Annotated in this window: 15 protein-coding genes; 9 read left to right on the forward strand and 6 right to left on the reverse strand. The window is 46.1% G+C overall.

Translation table 11 applies throughout. The annotated features are described in order from the left end of the window. Window positions 1-21 precede the first annotated feature (21 nt). The 4 genes from ACXAD8_RS21715 to ACXAD8_RS21730 form a co-directional block, all read right to left on the reverse strand. On the reverse strand, window positions 22-1,236 hold the full coding sequence (locus ACXAD8_RS21715; RefSeq protein ID WP_475232380.1) for a type II secretion system F family protein: 1,215 nt from the start codon (window positions 1,234-1,236) through the stop codon (window positions 22-24). A 97-nt stretch (window positions 1,237-1,333) separates the two neighbouring features. Continuing rightward, a complete protein-coding gene (locus ACXAD8_RS21720) occupies window positions 1,334-1,762 on the reverse strand; it encodes a pilin (protein WP_475232382.1) in 429 nt (142 codons plus the stop codon). Between the two features lie 482 nt (window positions 1,763-2,244). Next, window positions 2,245-3,165, reverse strand: a complete 921-nt coding sequence (gene nadC, locus ACXAD8_RS21725) for a carboxylating nicotinate-nucleotide diphosphorylase (RefSeq protein WP_475232384.1) — start codon at window positions 3,163-3,165, stop codon at window positions 2,245-2,247. Between the two features lie 91 nt (window positions 3,166-3,256). Beyond that, the gene (locus tag ACXAD8_RS21730; RefSeq protein WP_475232386.1) at window positions 3,257-3,784 is read right to left on the reverse strand and encodes a retropepsin-like aspartic protease family protein; all 528 of its coding nucleotides are present in this window, start codon (window positions 3,782-3,784) and stop codon (window positions 3,257-3,259) included. Window positions 3,785-3,892: 108 nt separating this feature from the next. Here ACXAD8_RS21730 and ampD point away from each other — a divergent pair, with 108 nt between their 5' ends. The 8 genes from ampD to ACXAD8_RS21770 all read left to right on the forward strand — a co-directional run bounded on the left by ampD (window position 3,893) and on the right by ACXAD8_RS21770 (window position 16,000). Further along, window positions 3,893-4,438 (forward strand): 1,6-anhydro-N-acetylmuramyl-L-alanine amidase AmpD, encoded by a 546-nt coding sequence (gene ampD, locus ACXAD8_RS21735; RefSeq protein WP_475232388.1) that lies wholly within the window; start codon window positions 3,893-3,895, stop codon window positions 4,436-4,438. Window positions 4,439-4,451: 13 nt separating this feature from the next. Next, window positions 4,452-5,270 carry a regulatory signaling modulator protein AmpE gene (gene ampE, locus ACXAD8_RS21740; protein WP_475232390.1) on the forward strand — a complete coding sequence of 273 codons (819 nt, stop codon included), beginning with the start codon at window positions 4,452-4,454 and terminating at the stop codon, window positions 5,268-5,270. 219 nt (window positions 5,271-5,489) lie between these two features. After that, window positions 5,490-6,257, forward strand: coding sequence for a pyruvate dehydrogenase complex transcriptional repressor PdhR (gene pdhR / locus ACXAD8_RS21745; protein ID WP_475232392.1), 768 nt, complete (start codon window positions 5,490-5,492; stop codon window positions 6,255-6,257). A 97-nt stretch (window positions 6,258-6,354) separates the two neighbouring features. Further along, window positions 6,355-9,027: a pyruvate dehydrogenase (acetyl-transferring), homodimeric type gene (aceE, locus tag ACXAD8_RS21750; RefSeq protein WP_475232394.1), complete on the forward strand. Its 2,673-nt coding sequence runs from the start codon at window positions 6,355-6,357 to the stop codon at window positions 9,025-9,027. 12 nt (window positions 9,028-9,039) lie between these two features. Next, on the forward strand, window positions 9,040-11,013 hold the full coding sequence (gene aceF, locus ACXAD8_RS21755; RefSeq protein WP_475233056.1) for a pyruvate dehydrogenase complex dihydrolipoyllysine-residue acetyltransferase: 1,974 nt from the start codon (window positions 9,040-9,042) through the stop codon (window positions 11,011-11,013). A 198-nt stretch (window positions 11,014-11,211) separates the two neighbouring features. Continuing rightward, on the forward strand, window positions 11,212-12,636 hold the full coding sequence (gene lpdA / locus ACXAD8_RS21760) for a dihydrolipoyl dehydrogenase (protein ID WP_475232395.1): 1,425 nt from the start codon (window positions 11,212-11,214) through the stop codon (window positions 12,634-12,636). Window positions 12,637-12,785: 149 nt separating this feature from the next. Next, complete coding sequence (locus ACXAD8_RS21765; RefSeq protein WP_475232397.1) at window positions 12,786-12,989, forward strand: hypothetical protein; 204 nt, start codon at window positions 12,786-12,788, stop codon at window positions 12,987-12,989. 926 nt (window positions 12,990-13,915) lie between these two features. After that, on the forward strand, window positions 13,916-16,000 hold the full coding sequence (locus tag ACXAD8_RS21770; RefSeq protein ID WP_475232398.1) for a M13 family metallopeptidase: 2,085 nt from the start codon (window positions 13,916-13,918) through the stop codon (window positions 15,998-16,000). A 66-nt stretch (window positions 16,001-16,066) separates the two neighbouring features. Here the strand turns inward: ACXAD8_RS21770 and ACXAD8_RS21775 are convergent, their stop codons facing one another. Together ACXAD8_RS21775 and ACXAD8_RS21780 are read right to left on the reverse strand one after the other, a co-directional pair. After that, complete coding sequence (locus ACXAD8_RS21775; RefSeq protein ID WP_475232400.1) at window positions 16,067-17,242, reverse strand: M56 family metallopeptidase; 1,176 nt, start codon at window positions 17,240-17,242, stop codon at window positions 16,067-16,069. Next, on the reverse strand, window positions 17,235-17,606 hold the full coding sequence (locus ACXAD8_RS21780; protein WP_475232402.1) for a BlaI/MecI/CopY family transcriptional regulator: 372 nt from the start codon (window positions 17,604-17,606) through the stop codon (window positions 17,235-17,237). The genes ACXAD8_RS21775 and ACXAD8_RS21780 overlap by 8 nt, the downstream gene beginning before the upstream one ends. Before the next feature lie 121 nt (window positions 17,607-17,727). On the opposite strand from ACXAD8_RS21780, the gene ACXAD8_RS21785 reads away from it, so the two are divergent. Continuing rightward, window positions 17,728-18,495 (forward strand): trypsin-like serine protease, encoded by a 768-nt coding sequence (locus tag ACXAD8_RS21785; protein WP_475232403.1) that lies wholly within the window; start codon window positions 17,728-17,730, stop codon window positions 18,493-18,495. Window positions 18,496-18,588: the final 93 nt, after the last annotated feature.

An 18,588-nucleotide genomic window follows, 5' to 3' on the forward strand; every position in this document is an offset into this window, starting at 1 on the left:
CTTGGAGATGAGGGGCAGAGTTTACACCACCATACCCAGTTGGAATATAGGTAAATACATGGCGACGATGAGTCCGCCAATGACCACGCCAAGTACAGCCATGATAATGGGTTCTAACAGCGATGTAAGGCCGTCAACCATATCATCGACTTCGCGTTCGTAAATGGTAGCAATCTTACCCAGCATAGCATCAACCGAACCTGACTCTTCGCCGATGGCGACCATTTGCACCACCATCGGAGGGAATACGTTAGTGGAGCGCATCGCTATATTCATCTGTTCCCCCCCGGATACTTCAGATTTCATATAGCGTATTGCATCGCGATACACTGCGTTGCCAGCTGCTCCTGCCGCTGATTCCAACGCTTCAATGAGGGGCACACCTGCGGCAAAGGTGGTAGATAAGGTGCGGGTAAAGCGGGCGATAGAAGCTTTAACCAGTATTTCTCCGATAACCGGTACTTTCAGTAGTCGTGCGTCAAGTTTATCCCGGAGTTTTTGAGAGTTCTTGTAAGCGCGCTTAAACAGTACCGCAAAGATGAACATACCGGCAGCGATAAAGGGGCCGTTGTTCTGCACGAAATTGGATATGTTTAAGACAAACTGCGTAAAGGCCGGTAACTCAGCACCAAACCCGGCGAAGATCTCTTCGAACTGAGGTACCACGAATATTAACAGGATTGTGGTTACTACAAAGGCAACGACCACTACCGCTACCGGATAAAACATGGCCTTTTTAATTTTAGACTTCAGGGCCTCGGCTTTTTCTTTATAAGTGGCGATGCGATCGTAAATATCTTCTAACGCACCGGATTGTTCGCCGGTTTTCACCAGGTCGCAGTACAGGTCGTCAAAATAATCCGGATATTTTCTTAGTGAGGAAGACAGCGGGTTACCGGATTGTACTTCGGCAGTAATATGGCCCAGCATCTTGCGCATCGGGGCTTTATCATGTCCCTGACCTATCATTTCCAGGGTTTGAATAAGTGTTACGCCGGCGGTAAGCATAGTGGCTATTTGTCTGGACACATTGCAAATATCCAGGGCTTCTATTTTGGCACCACCCAATAGTGGTTTGGGGGCTTTTTTTATCTTGGAAACGGAGATCCCACGACGGCGCAAAATGGATTTTGCTTCATTGAGCGAATCAGCAACGAATTCACCTTTGATGGTCTGTCCTTTTTTGTTTTTCCCGGACCAGACGAATTCAATTTTACCTGCTTCTTTTGCTGCCATAATCTTATGTGGAGTATCCTGTTACGAAATGAAGGTACAATACGCTCTAACGTAAAAAGCCCAGTTTTCACCGGGCTTTTCTCTAATTATGAGAGGCTTAGCATAAACCAGCTGCCTGGCAACCACCGGATTGTGCCCAGGTTACTGCACCATTTGCAACGGTACCCGTCAGAACATAAGTTTCTGCCGCTGTTACACCTGATACCTCGCCAGCTGCAGGCGTGACTGTAATGGTGTAACCGTCAGCTTCACTACCACCGAAGGCAATAGTGTTCACCAGTGCCGATGCAGTCCAACCAGACTGTACTGTCAGGCCTGAGCAATCTGCTGGTGAACCAGTTTGCACACAGACTTCAACTGCAGTTTTCGCAGGGCTAGCTGCGGAAATGACTTCACTATAGGAAGCACGTGCAGAGTAGCTCTGGTATGCAGGTAGGGCAATCGCTGCCAGGATACCGATAATTGCGACAACAATCATCAGTTCTATCAATGTAAAACCTTTTTGGTTGTTTTTGACTTGATTCATTTTCTATCTCCAGTTGCGCAATCATGCGGCATTGTTGTTAGCAGTCATATCAGAGCGTGTTGATCTTTGCTGTACAATTTTGCACACAGGCGCTACCCGAAGGGTTCGTCATATAAGCGCTTTACTCTTTGTCACAGTCCCTTGACTTAGCACCACTAGGCCTGTAGGACTGTTCCGCGATTAAAGCGCTTATATCTAGAACAAATTTCGTACAGCAAAGAGCAACACGCTCTTTAGTTAAGTCGCTATTCATTGAATTTACAACAAAAAGACAACTTTCCAAACTCAGTATAGAAGGCAATTTGCAATGGGCAAGTTTCGCTTTCTGCTATTTAGTTTGTATTGACAAGATTAGACACAAAAAACCGCTTGATAAAGCATATATTTTGATAACTGATTCTCAAACGTGACTTTTTTGCCCGAAAAAGCGGCACAGTTGTGAAGTTGTTCACAACTATTTTGCGCTAATCAGAGGGACAAACTTAATTATTGAGTCTTAAAGATAGATCTATAGCACGAATATTTTTGGTGATGGCTCCTGAAGAGATAAAATCTACCCCGGTTTTAGCTATTTCCAATAACCGTGAGGCTTCAACATTGCCTGACACTTCCAGTTTACATTGCCCATTGTTGCGCTTAACGGCGGTTTCGACATCGCTAAGGCTGAAATTATCCAGCATAATGATATCAGCACCGGCATCCAGAGCTTGGTCTAACTCCACTAGCGACTCTACTTCAACCTCCACCAAAATATCATCACGCATTTGTCTGGCTTTTTGGATGGCGGCGGCAATGGAGCCACATCCCATAATGTGATTTTCTTTGATGAGAAAGCGGTCGTATAAGCCAACTCTGTGATTAGCACCACCGCCGCAGGTTACTGCATACTTTTGACCATAGCGCATAGCGGGTATGGTTTTCCGGGTATCCAGAATTTGCGTGTTGTAGCCACTTAATATGGAAGCGTAATGATTTACCGTGGTTGCGGTAGCTGACAAGGTTTGAGCAAAATTAAGGGCGGTACGTTCTCCGGTTAAAATGGCTCTGGTATTGCCTTGTAGTTCAAAAAGCACTTCGCCCGCTTGATGTTTTTGACCATCTTCAGTGTGCCATGTCAGGGTCATATCGTCAGACAAAAGCTCAAAAGTAGTAACCACCCAATCTTTACCGACAAATATACAGTCTTCCTTGCAAATCACTTTAGCGCTGGCTTGTTCCTGAGGTTCAATCAGGCTTGCCGTTACATCCAACGATAATGCTGTACGTAAAAGCTGTTTTGCCTTTTCTGCATCGGGTATGCCTTGTTTGAATAGCTCAGTGACAGACAATCCTAAATCCTGACACAGGCTGGTGATGACTGAGTGATAAATTTCTTCTTTTAGTAAAGATTGCATTTGGCTCATGGCGTTACCGATAAATAAAGTCGCAGATAGGGGTGGATAAGTCCCGGTAAAACATCGAAACGCTTAGGTCTAGTCTTAACGGGAGCAGAAATTATAACGCACGAAGGGTCAATATGTCTTCACGTTGGGTGAATTCTAACTGTTTAAGTACGCTCATACCCAATAAAATTTCCGGGCCCTCCATACCGGGATTGATATTTCCGGTCACGTTGTTTAAAACAATATTGCCTATCTGTAATGAGGGGATCCGGGTGCGGTAGACGGTTACCGTACCGTTGGCGGTCTGACTTCTGGCGGGCGCACCAGCTTTCAGATTCAGTTGTTCAGCAATGCTTGCTGGAATGGAAACATTGGTGGCACCGGTATCTACTAAAAACACCACTTCCTGTTGATTAATCAGACCCGTCGCCACATAGTGGCCATATCGGTTGCGCTTGAGTACCACTGTAGGTTTGCCATTTTCGTAGCGTGCCTCGGGCGTTTCGTTAGGGTTAAATTGCGCCATTAAGGTATCTTCAAAAAGTACGCTCACCAGCACCAGACCCGCAACCCAGGCCAGAATAAACATAGTAGTGCCGAATTTAGAGGTACTGTTATTACTTTCACCAGACAATGGCATGCTCCGTTAACTATCAGGAAGTCGTTTTCAGAAATTACCAAACCCGTGGCTTTTTTCCAAAAAAAACGTGTAATAATTGTTGAGCTTAAAATAGTGGAGAGCAAAACATTGAAAATTACTGATGGCTGGATTGAGGATGTAAAACATTACAAAACAAGCCATTGTGATGCCAGACCCGAACAAATAACTCCGTCATTATTGGTGATCCACAATATCAGCCTGCCACCGGGTGAATTTGGAAAGGGTTTTGTTCCCCCATTTTTTATGGGAGAACTGGAGCCAAAAGAACACGAGTTTTTCCAACAAATCTATCAAATGCGGGTTTCTGCCCATTGTTTTATCGAGCGCAACGGGAATATTTGCCAGTTCGTGTCCTTTCATGAACGGGCGTGGCACGCCGGTGTGTCGGTGTTTCAGGGGCAAAGTCGTTGCAACGATTTTAGTATTGGCGTGGAAATGGAAGGGACAGATAATATCCCCTATACTGCACAGCAATATCAGACCCTGATACAACTGACAAAAGCGCTAATGGTCCAATATCCAGAGATTAACTTAGGGCGTATAGTAGGGCATAATGATATTGCCTTTGGCCGAAAAACCGATCCAGGAGAAGCCTTCGATTGGGGTTATTACCGCCAGGCTTTGGAAAAATAACAAGAGAAAATATATGACCCTCATCAGTTTATTGCTTGTGCTTGCGCTGGACAGAGTAACCACTAAATCGGATATCTGGCGCAGCGAAACCTATATGCTGCCTTATCTGGATTTTTTGAAATCCAATGACTGGTTATATTCCCCCGGAAAGCCCTGGCAAATCTATCTGGCGGTAGCACTGCCAACTATGTTGTTTTGGGCACTGTTCCAGTACCTGGATAGTTCCTTATTGATTTTACTGTGTAACCTGGCGATTTTATTTGTTGCGGTTGGTTGTCCTCATATCCGAGATAAGTACAAAGGCTATCTACAAGCTTCTAATCGTGGTGATTTTGCCGCCCGAGATTTATTTTCCGAAGAGCTAAAATATACCCCTGAATCCGGCACATCCTTTGGACAGCATATGGTGTGGATTAATTTCCGTTACTACTTTGCCATTGCTGTGTGGTTTTTGATTTTGGGTGGCACCGGAGCGGTACTTTATCTGACGGCCAGAATAGTGGAAAGCCAGTCGCCTGATGAACCAGCGCGCAATGCCGCAGGCAGAGTGCTGACAATATTGGATTGGATTCCGGCGCGTCTTTCGGCCTGTGGTTTCCTTCTGGTGGGGCACTTTACGCAAGGTGTTAAAGCGTTTTCCAGATACTTGTTGGATATCACGATCAGTGCAAAAGAAATCGTTACTCAGGTGGCAAAATCCAGCGAAGAAGTTGAAGCAGATGATCAGGATTGCACCGAAGAACCCTGCACAATGTTGCGCCTTGCAAAGCGAAATATGATGCTATTACTGGCTGTTACCGCAGTTCTTACCCTCGGTGGTTGGATTAGCTGAGCTTAAAAATTCGAGGTCAGACCAGCATCGATAACCTTAAAAAGGCCACGTAATACGTGGCCTTTTTGGCATTTAGCGACTACAACTATGTAATCCGAAGGCTGTATTGGCTTTACCTGACGAGTCATATTCGATATCCTTCATAAATTGGTAAGACCAATTTACCTATTTATTGAGCTGAAAAATTAAGGTTGATTTAATTCGACCCAGCAGAAGCAGATGCAAAAAATTCAAAATAAAAAATTGTCTGACATTATCGTTGAGCGATTGGAAGCCATGTTGTTGGAAGGCCAGTTCCTGGCCGGTCAAAAACTGCCTCCGGAGCGTCAACTGGCTGAAGAGTTTAATGTTTCCAGGCCGTCGCTTAGAGAGGCGATACAAAAACTGGAAGCGAAGGGGTTACTGTTGCGCAAACAAGGTGGCGGTACCTGGGTAAGCGATAAATTAGCGCCTAAGGTAACTGATCCATTGATGCAACTTATTGCTACCTATCCGGAGAGTCAGTTTGACTTACTGGAGTTCAGGCATGCTCTGGAAGGTATGGCTGCGTATTATGCGGCATTGCGCGGTGATGAAGGCGACTTTTTGGCGTTGAATCAGGCGCTGACGCGCACCGAAGTGGCTTACAAAGACGATTGTGTTGAAAACCAGGCTGAATCGCTGGTGGAATTTTATTTGTGTATGGCTAAGGGATCTCACAATGTTGTATTGCTGCACATCATGGGTAATTTACTGGATGTGTTAAAAGACAACATTGAAGGTAACCTGGCCTTGTTGCGCAAGCGGCCAGACGAATATCGACAGATTCATCAGCAGCGCAAACAGATTGTAGCCGCGATAGTATCCGGTAATCCGGAGCTGGCCAGACAAGCCAGTAATGAGCATCTGGCTTTTATCGAAAAAACACTTCTGGAAATTAATTCAGAAGACACTCAAATGCAGCGCGCATTGCGCCGTATTGAGGTTGGGGGCGAGCGCTCACATTAGATTACGGGATGAATTGTGAAGTTCATCCTTTTTATTATGGTAAGAACCAACAAGTTTGGGCTTACTCAGGTTAAAACGACAAACATAGGAACACAGCATGGCTGATACGATGCAACCAGACTTGGATCCACAAGAAACGCAAGAATGGTTAGACGCACTCAATGCAGTAATGGAAGAAGAAGGCGCAGATCGCGCTCATTTCCTGCTGGAATCTTTGATTGATAAAGCACGCCGCAGTGGCGTTCATTTACCACACAAGTCCACTACCGCGTACATCAATACCATTCCGGCGGGTCAGGAACCCACAATGCCGGGCGACCAGACGATGGAAACCAAGATCCGTAACGTGATCCGTTGGAATGCCATGATGATGGTATTGAGAGGCTCTAAAAAGGATTTGGAACTAGGCGGTCATATCTCCAGCTTCCAATCTTCAGCGATGCTTTATGATGTCGGCTTTAACCACTTTTTCCGTGCGCCTGGTGAAAATGGCGGCGGCGATTACCTGTTTGTGCAGGGCCACTCAGCTCCGGGTATTTATGCGCGTTCTTATATAGAAGGTCGTTTAACCGAAGATCAGCTAAATAACTTCCGCCAGGAAGCGAACGGTGAAGGCTTGTCTTCTTATCCGCACCCGAAACTGATGCCGGACTATTGGCAATTCCCAACAGTATCTATGGGCCTTGGTCCGATGCAGGCCATCTATCTGGCGCGATTCCTACAATATTTAACTGACCGTGGTTTAAAAGACTGTTCTGACCAGCGTGTATGGTGCTTTATGGGAGATGGTGAAGTTGATGAGCCTGAATCCCTGGGTGCTATTGGTCTGGCCGCTCGCGAAGGCCTGGATAACCTGACTTTTGTTATCAACTGTAACCTGCAGCGTCTGGATGGACCGGTACGTGGTAACGGCAAGATCATTCAGGAACTGGAAGGCACATTCCGCGGTGCCGGCTGGGAAGTCATCAAAGTGATTTGGGGCCGTTATTGGGATCCACTGTTAGCTCGTGATACTTCCGGTAAATTGATGGATCTGATGATGGAAACCGTTGACGGTGAATATCAGAACTTCAAAGCCAAAGGTGGCGCCTACACTCGTGAGAAATTCTTCGGAAAATATCCTGAATTAAAAGAAATGGTAGCCAACATGTCTGATGATGACATTTGGCGTCTGAACCGCGGTGGTCACGATCCGGTTAAAGTGTACGCGGCTTATGACAAGGCGACTAAGACCAAAGGCCGCCCTCAGGTGATCCTGGCTAAAACCGTAAAAGGTTACGGCATGGGTACAGCTGGCGAAGGTAAAAACATCGCCCACAACGTGAAGAAAATGGATACAGGAGCAATCAAAGAATACCGCGATCGCTTTAATATTCCTGTGGCCGATGAACAACTGGCTGATCTGCCTTACTATAAATTCGCTGAGGACAGCGAAGAAATGCGCTATCTGCGCGCCCGTCGCGAGTCGTTGAACGGCTACATGCCCAAGCGCTTACCGCAAAGCTCAGAAACACTTGAAGCGCCGCCATTGAGTGCTTTTGACGCCGTTCTTAAAGGCTCCAGTGGTCGCGAAATTTCTACTACCATGGCGTTTGTGCGTGTTCTTACCGCCATGTTGAAAGACAAAAAAGTAGGCAAGCGTGTAGTGCCGATTATTCCTGATGAAGCTCGAACTTTTGGTATGGAAGGTTTGTTCCGTCAGGTGGGTATTTATGCTCACGAAGGGCAGAAATACGAGCCTCAGGATTCTGATCAGGTTGCTTATTACCGCGAAGACAAAAAAGGCCAGGTACTGCAGGAAGGTATTAACGAACTAGGCTCCATGGCTTCCTGGTTAGCCGCAGGTACGTCTTATTCTATCAACGACCTGCCAATGATCCCGGTTTATATTTACTACTCCATGTTTGGTTTCCAACGTATTGGCGACCTGGCATGGGCGGCTGGTGATTCTCAGGCCCGTGGTTTCCTGGTGGGTGGCACGGCTGGCCGTACCACGCTAAATGGTGAAGGTTTGCAGCATCAGGATGGTCATTCCCATGTTCAGGCGAATACTATTCCTAACTGTGTTACTTACGACCCGACTTATGGTTACGAAGTGGCTGTGGTGGTGCAGGACGGTATGCGTCGCATGTTCCAGGAACAGGAAAACGTGTTCTATTACATTACTGTAATGAACGAAAACTATGTACAACCAGCGATGCCAGACGGTGTCGAGGAAGGCATAGTCAAAGGTATCTACAAGCTGGATACTGTGGAAGCTAAGAAATCTAAATTGTCAGTTAAGCTGTTAGGTTGTGGCACTATCCTGGAGCAGGTGCGCGAAGCGGCCACCATGCTGGCGGAAGACTTTGGTGTTACATCAGAAGTGTATAGTGTGACCTCTTTCAACAATCTTGGCCGTGACGGACAGGACGTTGAACGCCTAAACATGCTAAATCCAACTGCTGAGCCGAAAAAAGCGTACGTTACTGAAGTATTGGAAGCCGGTGCCAAAGGCCCAACTATTGCCGCGACGGATTACATGAAATCCTTTGCTGAGCAGATTCGCGCTTATGTACCTGGCGCTTACAAAGTATTGGGCACCGACGGCTTCGGTCGTTCAGACAGTCGTGCCAACCTGCGTAACCACTTTGAAGTTGACGCGAAATTCGTGGTGCTGGCGGCCTTGTCCGAGTTGCTTAAAGCGGGCGAGATAGACGCGAAAGTAGTCACAGGTGCTATCGACAAGTTTGGTATTTCCTCTGACAAAATTAATCCGCTGTACGCGTAAACAAACGGGAGAATAGCAATGAGCAATGATGTTTTAGTCCCGGATGTGGGCGGTGAAGAAGTCGAAGTAATTGAAGTTTGTGTCAGCGTTGGCGACAGCGTTGAAGCTGAGGATTCGCTTATCACTGTAGAAAGTGATAAAGCCAGCATGGATATTCCTGCTCCTTTTGCCGGAAAAATCACTGAAATTTTGGTGGCTGTTGGCGATAAGGTCGGTCAGGACAAGCTGATCATGAAAATGGAATCAGCGGATTCAGAAGATGCTAAATCAGAAGAATCGTCGGAGAAGGCAGAACAAAAGCCAGCTCCAGCTCCTGCAGAAGCAGAAAAAAGCGAACCTGAAGAAGCTGCTAAACCCGCTTCAGGTGGTAGTGTCATTGAGGTAACAGTACCTGACATTGGTGATGCTTCCGATGTTGATGTGATTGAACTGCTGGTGAAAGCTGGCGACAGCGTTGAGGCCGAAGATGGCCTGATCACACTGGAAACCGACAAAGCCACCATGGATGTACCGTCGCCCAAAGCTGGTGTAGTGAAAGAACTAAAAATTAATGTAGGTGATAAGGTATCTCAAGGCAGCCTGGTGTTGTTGTTAGAAACCAGCGACGGTGGCTCTGCCAGTGAAGAGTCTGCTGTAGCACCTGCACCTGAAGCGGAATCTGAGCCAGCGGCCGCAGCTTCCGGAAGTAGCGTAATTGAAGTTGCAGTGCCGGATATTGGTGATGCTTCAGATGTTGACGTTATCGAAGTGCTGGTTAGTGTCGGTGATAGTATTGATGCCGAAACCGGCTTAATCACCCTGGAAACCGATAAAGCCACCATGGATGTACCTTCGCCTAAAGCCGGCGTGGTGAAAGAAATGCTGGTGAAAACCGGTGATAAGGTGAGCAAAGGTTCACCGGTGATCATGCTGGAAGTGGCTGGCGAAGCACCTGCTGCAAAAAGTGAGTCTGCTCCTGCGGCAAAAGCCGAAGCTCCGGCTCCGTCACCAGCGTCTCCTGCGCCTAAAGCGCCACCAGTACCACATCATCCATCTGCCGGTGAAAAGCCGAAGTCAGGTAGTGTCTATGCTTCGCCCTCAATTCGCCGTTTAGCGCGTGAGTTTGGCGTTGATCTGACTCAGGTTTCAGGCTCCGGACGCAAAGGTCGTATTCTGAAAGAAGATGTTCAGTCTTATGTGAAGTATGAATTGTCTCGTCCTAAAGCCAATGCAGCCAGCTCAACAGCATCTGGCGCGGGTGGTTTACAGGTGCTGGCACAGCCAAAAGTCGATTTCAGCAAGTTTGGTGAAATTGAAGAGCAACCATTAACCCGTATCCAGAAAATTTCTGGTCCAAATCTGCACCGCAACTGGGTAACTATCCCACATGTTACGCAATTTGAAGATGCGGATATCACTGATTTGGAAGCCTTCCGCAAAGAGCAGAATGCTATCAATGAGAAAAGAAAGCTGGGCGTGAAAATCACACCGCTGGTGTTCATCATGAAAGCGGCGGCAAGTGCGTTGTTGGAATACCCAACCTTTAACTCCTCTCTGTCAGAGTCGGGTGAAGCCCTGGTGCTGAAAAAATACGTGCATATTGGTATTGCGGTAGACACCCCTAATGGTTTGGTAGTACCGGTAGTGCGTGATGTGGACAAAAAAGGTGTGATCGAAATTTCGCGCGAACTAATGGAAATTAGTCAAAAAGCCCGAGATGGTAAATTGAAGGCCGCTGACATGCAGGGTGGATGTTTCACTATATCCAGCCTGGGTGGAATTGGCGGAACCGCGTTTACACCTATTGTAAATGCGCCAGAAGTCGCCATATTGGGTGTATCGAAAAGCGAGATGAAACCCAAGTGGAATGGTAAAGAGTTTGAGCCAAGGTTAACCTTGCCATTATCTTTGTCTTACGACCACCGGGTTATCGACGGTGCTTTAGCGGCCCGCTTTGCAGTGCATCTGTCAGAAGTGCTTAGCGACATTCGTCGCCTGGTTATGTAAACAGAAATTGGCAGGAATTACTTCCTGCCTTTGCCTTTATGGCATTTGCTGTTTACACTTGCGGCGTTTGTACCCGAATTATGGCTTAAGCCTCATTGAAAAAGGGCGAAAGGCCACAAGAACAATGAGTTATTTGCTGCCCTCAGTTAATGCAGCAGAACAAGATAGAACAACCAAATACACAATTTTGAGGTCATCATGAGCGAAATTAAAACTCAGCTGGTAGTGCTGGGCGCCGGTCCAGGCGGTTACTCTGCAGCATTCCGTGCGGCAGACTTAGGCATCGAAACCATTCTTGTAGACGCGCGCGACACCCTGGGTGGTGTTTGTCTGAACGTGGGCTGTATCCCTTCTAAAGCCTTGTTGCACGTTGCGAAAGTAATTGATGATGCCAAAGAAATGGCCGCTCATGGTGTGACTTTTGGCGAGCCTCAAATCGATCTGGATAAGGTTCGCGGCTGGAAAGACAGTGTTATCGGACAGCTTACAAAAGGTCTGTCTGGCATGTCTAAAATGCGTAAAGTTAAACACGTTCAGGGTTATGGCAAGTTCACTGGTAGCAACACTCTGGTGGTTGACGGTAAAGACGGTGTGACCACAATTAACTTTGACAATGCCATTATTGCCGCAGGTTCTGAGCCGGTTACTTTGCCATTCATTCCACATGATGATCCTCGCGTAATCGATTCAACTGGTGCGCTGGAGATGCAAGACATCCCAGGCAAGATGTTGGTTTTAGGTGGCGGTATCATCGGTCTGGAAATGGGTACGGTATATCGTGCTCTGGGTAGCGAAATTGACGTGGTTGAATTCCTTGACCAGCTTATCCCTGCTGCTGACAAAGATATTATCAAGGTTTATCAGAAGTACGTTAAAGATAAGTTCAACGTAATGCTGGAAACCAAAGTGACTGCTGTAGAAGCTAAAGATGACGGCTTATATGTTACCTTTGAAGGTAAGCAGGCACCTAAAGAGCCAGTGCGTTACGACAAAGTGTTGGTAGCCGTTGGCCGTCGTCCTAATGGCAAGCTGGTTGACGCTGATAAAGCCGGTGTAAACGTTGATGATCGTGGCTTTATTAACGTTGATAAACAACTGCGTACCAATGTAAATAATATCTATGCCATTGGTGACCTGGTTGGACAACCTATGTTGGCTCACAAAGCTGTGCATGAAGGCCATGTGGCTGCCGAAGTTATCTCTGGTATGAAGCATTACTTTGATCCGCGCTGCATTCCTTCAGTGGCTTATACTGATCCGGAAGTTGCCTGGGTAGGTGTTACCGAGAAAGAAGCTAAAGAGCAGGGCTTAAAAGTAGAAACTGCGACGTTCCCGTGGGCGGCTTCTGGTCGTGCGATTGCATCTGGTCGTACCGAAGGTATGACTAAGTTGATCTTCGACAAAGACACACATCGCGTTTTAGGTGGTGCTATGATCGGTATCAACGCCGGTGAAATGCTGGGCGAAATCGGCCTTGCGGTTGAAATGGGTGCAGATGCGGAAGATATCGCATTAACTATCCATGCTCACCCAACGCTGAACGAATCTATCGGCCTTGCGGCTGAAATTTACGAAGGTTCTATCACTGATTTGCCAAACCCCAAGGCAAAAAAGAAGAAGTAATTAGTAAGTAACTTACTTAATTTGAAGAAGGTCGCGCAAGCGGCCTTTTTGGTTTCTGGGCAGGTGTAAAACTGTACTTTTTATCCCTAATATAAAAAGTCGGAGATTGATAATATTAAGCTGTGTTGAGCGCGTTAATAGGGCAACCAGTGAAAAAACTAAAATCCTTTGGGCAATTAATCATTCTGTTTAATGTCTTGTATTGCTTTGTTATGGCGGTGCTTGAAGCACTGCAGGGGCAAAGCTACCTGTTCCTTTCAGATTACTTTATCGCAGGCGCGGTTCTGGCTGTTTTGTACCTGAATGTGGAGTCATATTGGTCAACACGAGCAGGCACATCCAAAACGGGCTAATTGCTTAGCTTGTTCTGACTGTGGAACTTTTAAGACTTTTGAAGATAGCGCGGGCGTAGCTAATGTAAAAATACAGGGCGATCATTAACGTTGATGCAAAAAAAGTTAACATTATAGATGTGTTGTTTACCTGAACGAAATCCGTGACGTTTACCGCCCAAATCAGCAAACCTGTAGCTATCCCCAACACAAACGTTAAGATAATCATACAGCCTAGTTCAAGTGACAATTCGTTGAGGCATTCAGTGGATTTAGGGGTAACGAGTGGAGAAGAGGTTCTTTCCATAAAAATACTGCAAAAAGGATAAGAATCTACATATTCGCATAAATTTATTACCTTTTGAATACTTATTCTTAAATCTCACATAAATGTCCGAAATATCTTACGAGGTGTAGTTGTAATCACTCACTTAGTTGTAGGTTTGGATTGGGATATATTTTCAGTATTCTCAACAACCTGTTTAAGTTATCGTGTTTTTGGATTTGTCGAAAGGTTCTCCCCGGTTCAGTGATAAAACCCGCTGTACCAATTGCAATAAAAAAATGTTGCCCTCTGAAACCGGGTTGTGTGACTCATGCAGTAACAAGCTCGACAGTCTGATTGGTACAGACACCACTGATATGTACGGGTTATTGAAAAAAAGTCCACTTAAAAAATAACCTCCTGATAATGCCTCATATTTGATATTTCAGGCATTGATACTTTCTCATTTTATTTATGTGCTTTTTCAAATTCTTTTAACACCAAGTTTCTCCCCCGATATGCAAGAGATTGGTAGGTAAACCTGTTTTATCCTATGGGACCTTGTTAGCAGACGCCGGCCTCTCGATAGAGATGTCAATAAAATGTTACTGAATGGCTTTGCTATGACGAGTGGCTGAAAGTACACTGCACAACTGACAGAAAACAATAATTAAGGAACACCATGAAAAAGCTAAACATGCTGGCATTAAGTGTCGCGGTGGCACTGGGCCTCACTGCTGCGGGTTGCAGCAAAGCGCCACAGGAAAACGCATCGTCAGAACAGCCTCAGGCACAAAAAGCGGCGGCCGAACAAGCCTATAGCTCTGGTATTTATCTGGAGAATATGGATACCAGTGTTAAGCCCGGCGATGATTTTTTCCGCTACGTGAACGGCACCTGGTATGACAAAACTGAGATCCCGGCTGACAAAGCCAGTTACGGCGGTTTCGGTATTTTGCGTGATGAAGCACAGGAAAAGGTATTGGAAATTATCAATGCCTCAGCAGAAGGTGATTTTGCGCAAGGGAGCGACGAGCAAAAAGTAGGGGATTTATATAATTCCTATATGGATATGGAGAAGCGTAACGCGCTGGGCGTAACGCCATTAGCCGATGAACTGGCTATCATTGACGCCATTGAATCTCAAGAAGACCTGGCCAGGTATTTTGCGCGGGCCAGCAAGTACGGTTTTGGTGCACCTTTTGTCATTGGGCAATATGTGGACTTCAAAAACCCAGAAACCTATATGATTTACAGCTGGCAGGCAGGCCTGGGATTACCAGATCGCGAATACTATTTTAAAGAGGATGACGCCAGTCAGGAGATCCGCGATAAATATCTGGCCCATATTGCCAAGATGTTTGAGCTTAGCGGTTTAGGCAATGGCGAAGCGAATGCCAATACCATTATGGCGCTGGAAACCAGGCTTGCTGGTCATCACATGAAAAAAGAAGAAACCCGCAATATGGTGGCTTTGTACAACAAGGTGATGTTGCCAGAACTGACCACTGTGATGCCTGACTTCCCATGGAATGTGTTTTTCGAAGAGGCGCAATTATCCAATCTGGATGGTCTGGTGGTGACGCAAATGGATTATATGCAGCAGCTCAACGACATTATCCAGCAAACACCGATGGCAGACTGGAAGACGTTCCTGAAGTGGGGATTGGTCAATGCTACAGCTTCTCGTCTGAATGAAGAGATTGATGCTCAGAACTTCGAGTTTTACAGTAAAACCCTATACGGCGTTGAAGAGCCTCGACCTCTTTGGCGGCGTGGCGTTACCTTGTTGAACACGCATGTCGGCGAAATCATTGGCAAGGTATACGTTAAGCAGCATTTTCCACCAGAAGCAAAAGCGCGCATGGAAGAGCTGGTAGAGAATCTGCTACTTGCGTATGAAGACAGCATTAAAAACCTCACCTGGATGACAGAAGACACCAAAAAAGAAGCGCTGGATAAACTGTCCAAGTTTACACCTAAAATTGGTTACCCCGACAAGTGGCGCGATTACTCATTGCTGAAAGTGGATGCTAACGATCTGTATGGCAACCTGATGCGTTCGTCCGAAGCTCAGTATCAGCAGATGTTGGAAAAACAGAGTGGACCTGTGCAAAAACATGAATGGGCCATGACCCCACAAACGGTTAACGCCTATTACAATCCACCCATGAACGAAATCGTTTTCCCGGCGGCAATACTGCAACCGCCATTCTTTAATATGGAAGCCGAAGACGCTGTTAATTACGGTGGCATTGGCGCTGTTATTGGACATGAAATTGGCCACGGCTTTGACGATTCCGGTAGCACTTTTGACGGTGATGGCGTGTTGCGCAACTGGTGGACTGATGTGGATAAACAGGAGTTTGAGAATCGCACAGCGCAATTAATCGAGCAGTACAATCAGTTTGAAGCATTGCCAGGTGTTTTCGTTAATGGCGAATTTACGTTGGGAGAAAATATCGGTGACCTTGGCGGTATCAGTATCGCGTTGAAAGCATACCAGCTATCTCTGGACGGTAAAGAAGCACCGGTAATGGATGGTTTCACCGGTGAACAAAGGGTTTTCCTGGGCTTTGGTCAGGTGTGGGCTAACAAATATCGAGATGAAGCGCTGCGCAATCAGATTGATACCGACCCTCATTCCCCCAGTCATTTCAGAGCTAATGGTGCGGTGCGCAATGTGCCTGAGTTCTACCAGGCCTTTGATATCAGTCCGGAAGATGCCTTGTATTTGGCACCAGAAGACAGAGTTAAGATCTGGTAATCTGGATAAAGAAAAATGGGCCACAATTGTGGCCCATTTAGCGTCAACTTATTGCTTTGTTCAGTGCTACAGAGCAAACTGTAATTGTAACTGCCCGGTTTGGTCTTTACCGGTGGGATTGTCATAGCGCCATTGTTTTACTGCGGTAACGGCGGCTAAATCAAAAATTTCTTCAGGTGTTGATTCGATAACTTTGACCTCTGATACCGTGCCATCTACTGCAACCTTTACCTCAAGAGTAACTGTCCCTTCGAGTTTTTCTTCTACTGCGATTTTCGGATATTCAGGGGCTACCCGATGAACCGGTGAAAGCTCTGTTTCCATGATATCGCCACCGGTATTCACTCCAACAATGGTTACTGCTGCGATGGCGCATATGCCTATAATCAGGACCATCATCTTATTTTTTTGCAGGTCTTTTAGCCGGCTGATATTCATTATTCGTTCCTTAATGGTGTTTTTGTCACTAAACAGCGTTGCGGCGACAGAGTGGGTTGGTTTTGCCATAGCGAGTTCCAGCATGGCGGTTAGATAGGCTTTGCGGCTGGATACGTCTTTGTCTTTTAGTACGGTGGCATCACAGGCCAGCTCCTGATCAAAACGAAACTGTCGGTAACCCCACCACAGAATAGGGTTAAACCAAAATACACAGAGTATCAATGCCGCCACAACATTCCACAGAATATCGCGGCGCTTGTAGTGAACCCATTCGTGCTCCAGCACCAGAGATTGTTGGACCTCGGTTAATTTGAAAAATGATGTCGGCACAATGACCCGAAATCGGAGAATACCAACCAGGAATGGCGAAATAATGCGATCACTAACTGAAATCCGGGGTAGTGGTTTGGTATCAGGGGGAGCCAGATTTCTGCCGCGAGATAGTATCCGCTCCTTTGGTTTACTTTTTTCCAGAGAGGAAATAAACAGCAAGTGATTGACCAGCATGACAACCGAAAATACCACAAATCCCAAGAACCATATTAGTAAAAAAGGCTCAGTTTGAGGCTCCAACAGTTGGTGGCCTGGTTTGTATAGTTTCTTGGCATATACCGCCAAACTGCTGGTGAAACTGACACCTGTTGGCAGAGGTAATTGATTGATTGTCAGGGTGATGGGGATTAGCAACCACAAGAGGTAATTTCCTGCGGTACCTGCCAGATTGCTAATGAAACGCCGAAAAAGTAACAGTAATGCAACCAAGACAGTGATTACCAGCGTTTGATGATACAGCCATTCAATCATGATTCTTGTCCAGGTCGGCAATGAGTTGCTTTAATTCCTTAACATCTTCCGCTGACAAATCAGACTGTTTAATGAATCCGGCCAATAAAGGCGAAACCCGACCACCAAATACCCGAGAGACGAAGTTCTGGGTTTCTTTTTGCTGATAGGAGTCTTCAGATATCAAAGGAAAGTATTGGTAATGGCGGCCCACTTTATTGAATCCCAGCGCCTGTTTTTTCACAAGGCGATTAAGTAGGGTTTTAACTGTTTTCTCATGCCATTCCTGGTGTTGATTTAGGCGTTTCACTATGGTGTCTGCATCAACTGGCGATTGTTCCCATATGGCCTGCATGACGGAAAGTTCAGCTTCTGAAATTTTCATATTCACTATTGATTACAATTGTAATATGTGAGTATGATTACAGTTGTAATTTATCCTGTCAATAGAATTTGCTTGATTTTTAGACGTTCCAATTGACCAGCCAAATAAAAAGGTATGAATAATGCGAAACATGAGCGCACTGATTTTACTGATCCTGTTTTGTACAAGTACTCAGGCTATCGTTGTCAGGCATGATAAACCGGACAGCCATTATAAAAACCGAACCACGGCCACATCAGCTTTGGTTACATTTGTGACTCCACATGAGGGAAAGCCGTTTGTTGTGGGGGCCGGAGTATATATTGGAGATGGCTGGGTACTGACAGCTGCTCATGTAGCGAACATTTTTGAAAAACCGGATAAGGCCGAATTAAATGGTGAAAAACTAGCGATTCTTGATGTGATGCTGCACGAAAAATGGCGAGACAAACAGTTTGGATTTGATATTGCGCTGGTAAAAGTTACTCCACCAAGCAACCCTGTTGAGCCAGTCGAGTTATTTAGCTACGAGTTGAGGGCTGGAGATAAGATAACCATAGCTGGACGCGGTGATACCGGAGATGGTATTGAAGGTCTGAAACCCTCGGATCTGCAGCTCAGAGTGGCAGAGAATATTGTGGATAAAGTCAGTGGCCAATGGATGAGCTTTACTTTTGACGCCCCCAATAATGGCGCATTGGAATATGAAGGGGTTAGCGGTAGTGGTGACAGTGGCTCGCCCGCCTATATCATCGCCAATGGTAAAACTCACATCTTAGGCATCAGCTCATGGCAGGACACGCAGGCAACAGATTGGCAGCAAGGTCTTTATAACGTGGTTGAATGTTACACCTATCTGCCCCACTACAAAGCCTGGCTTCAAAAACACCTTACTACTAATAATTTATGATCTGTTGAGTACTTTGGTTCGAAGCATTAAGTCGCGCCGCTAAATATTCAGCCTTTTCAGGCGCGACTTTAGGTTTGCAGTTGCCAAGAACTA

The sequence above is a fragment of the Planctobacterium sp. AWH2_060 genome, assembly GCF_056158425.1.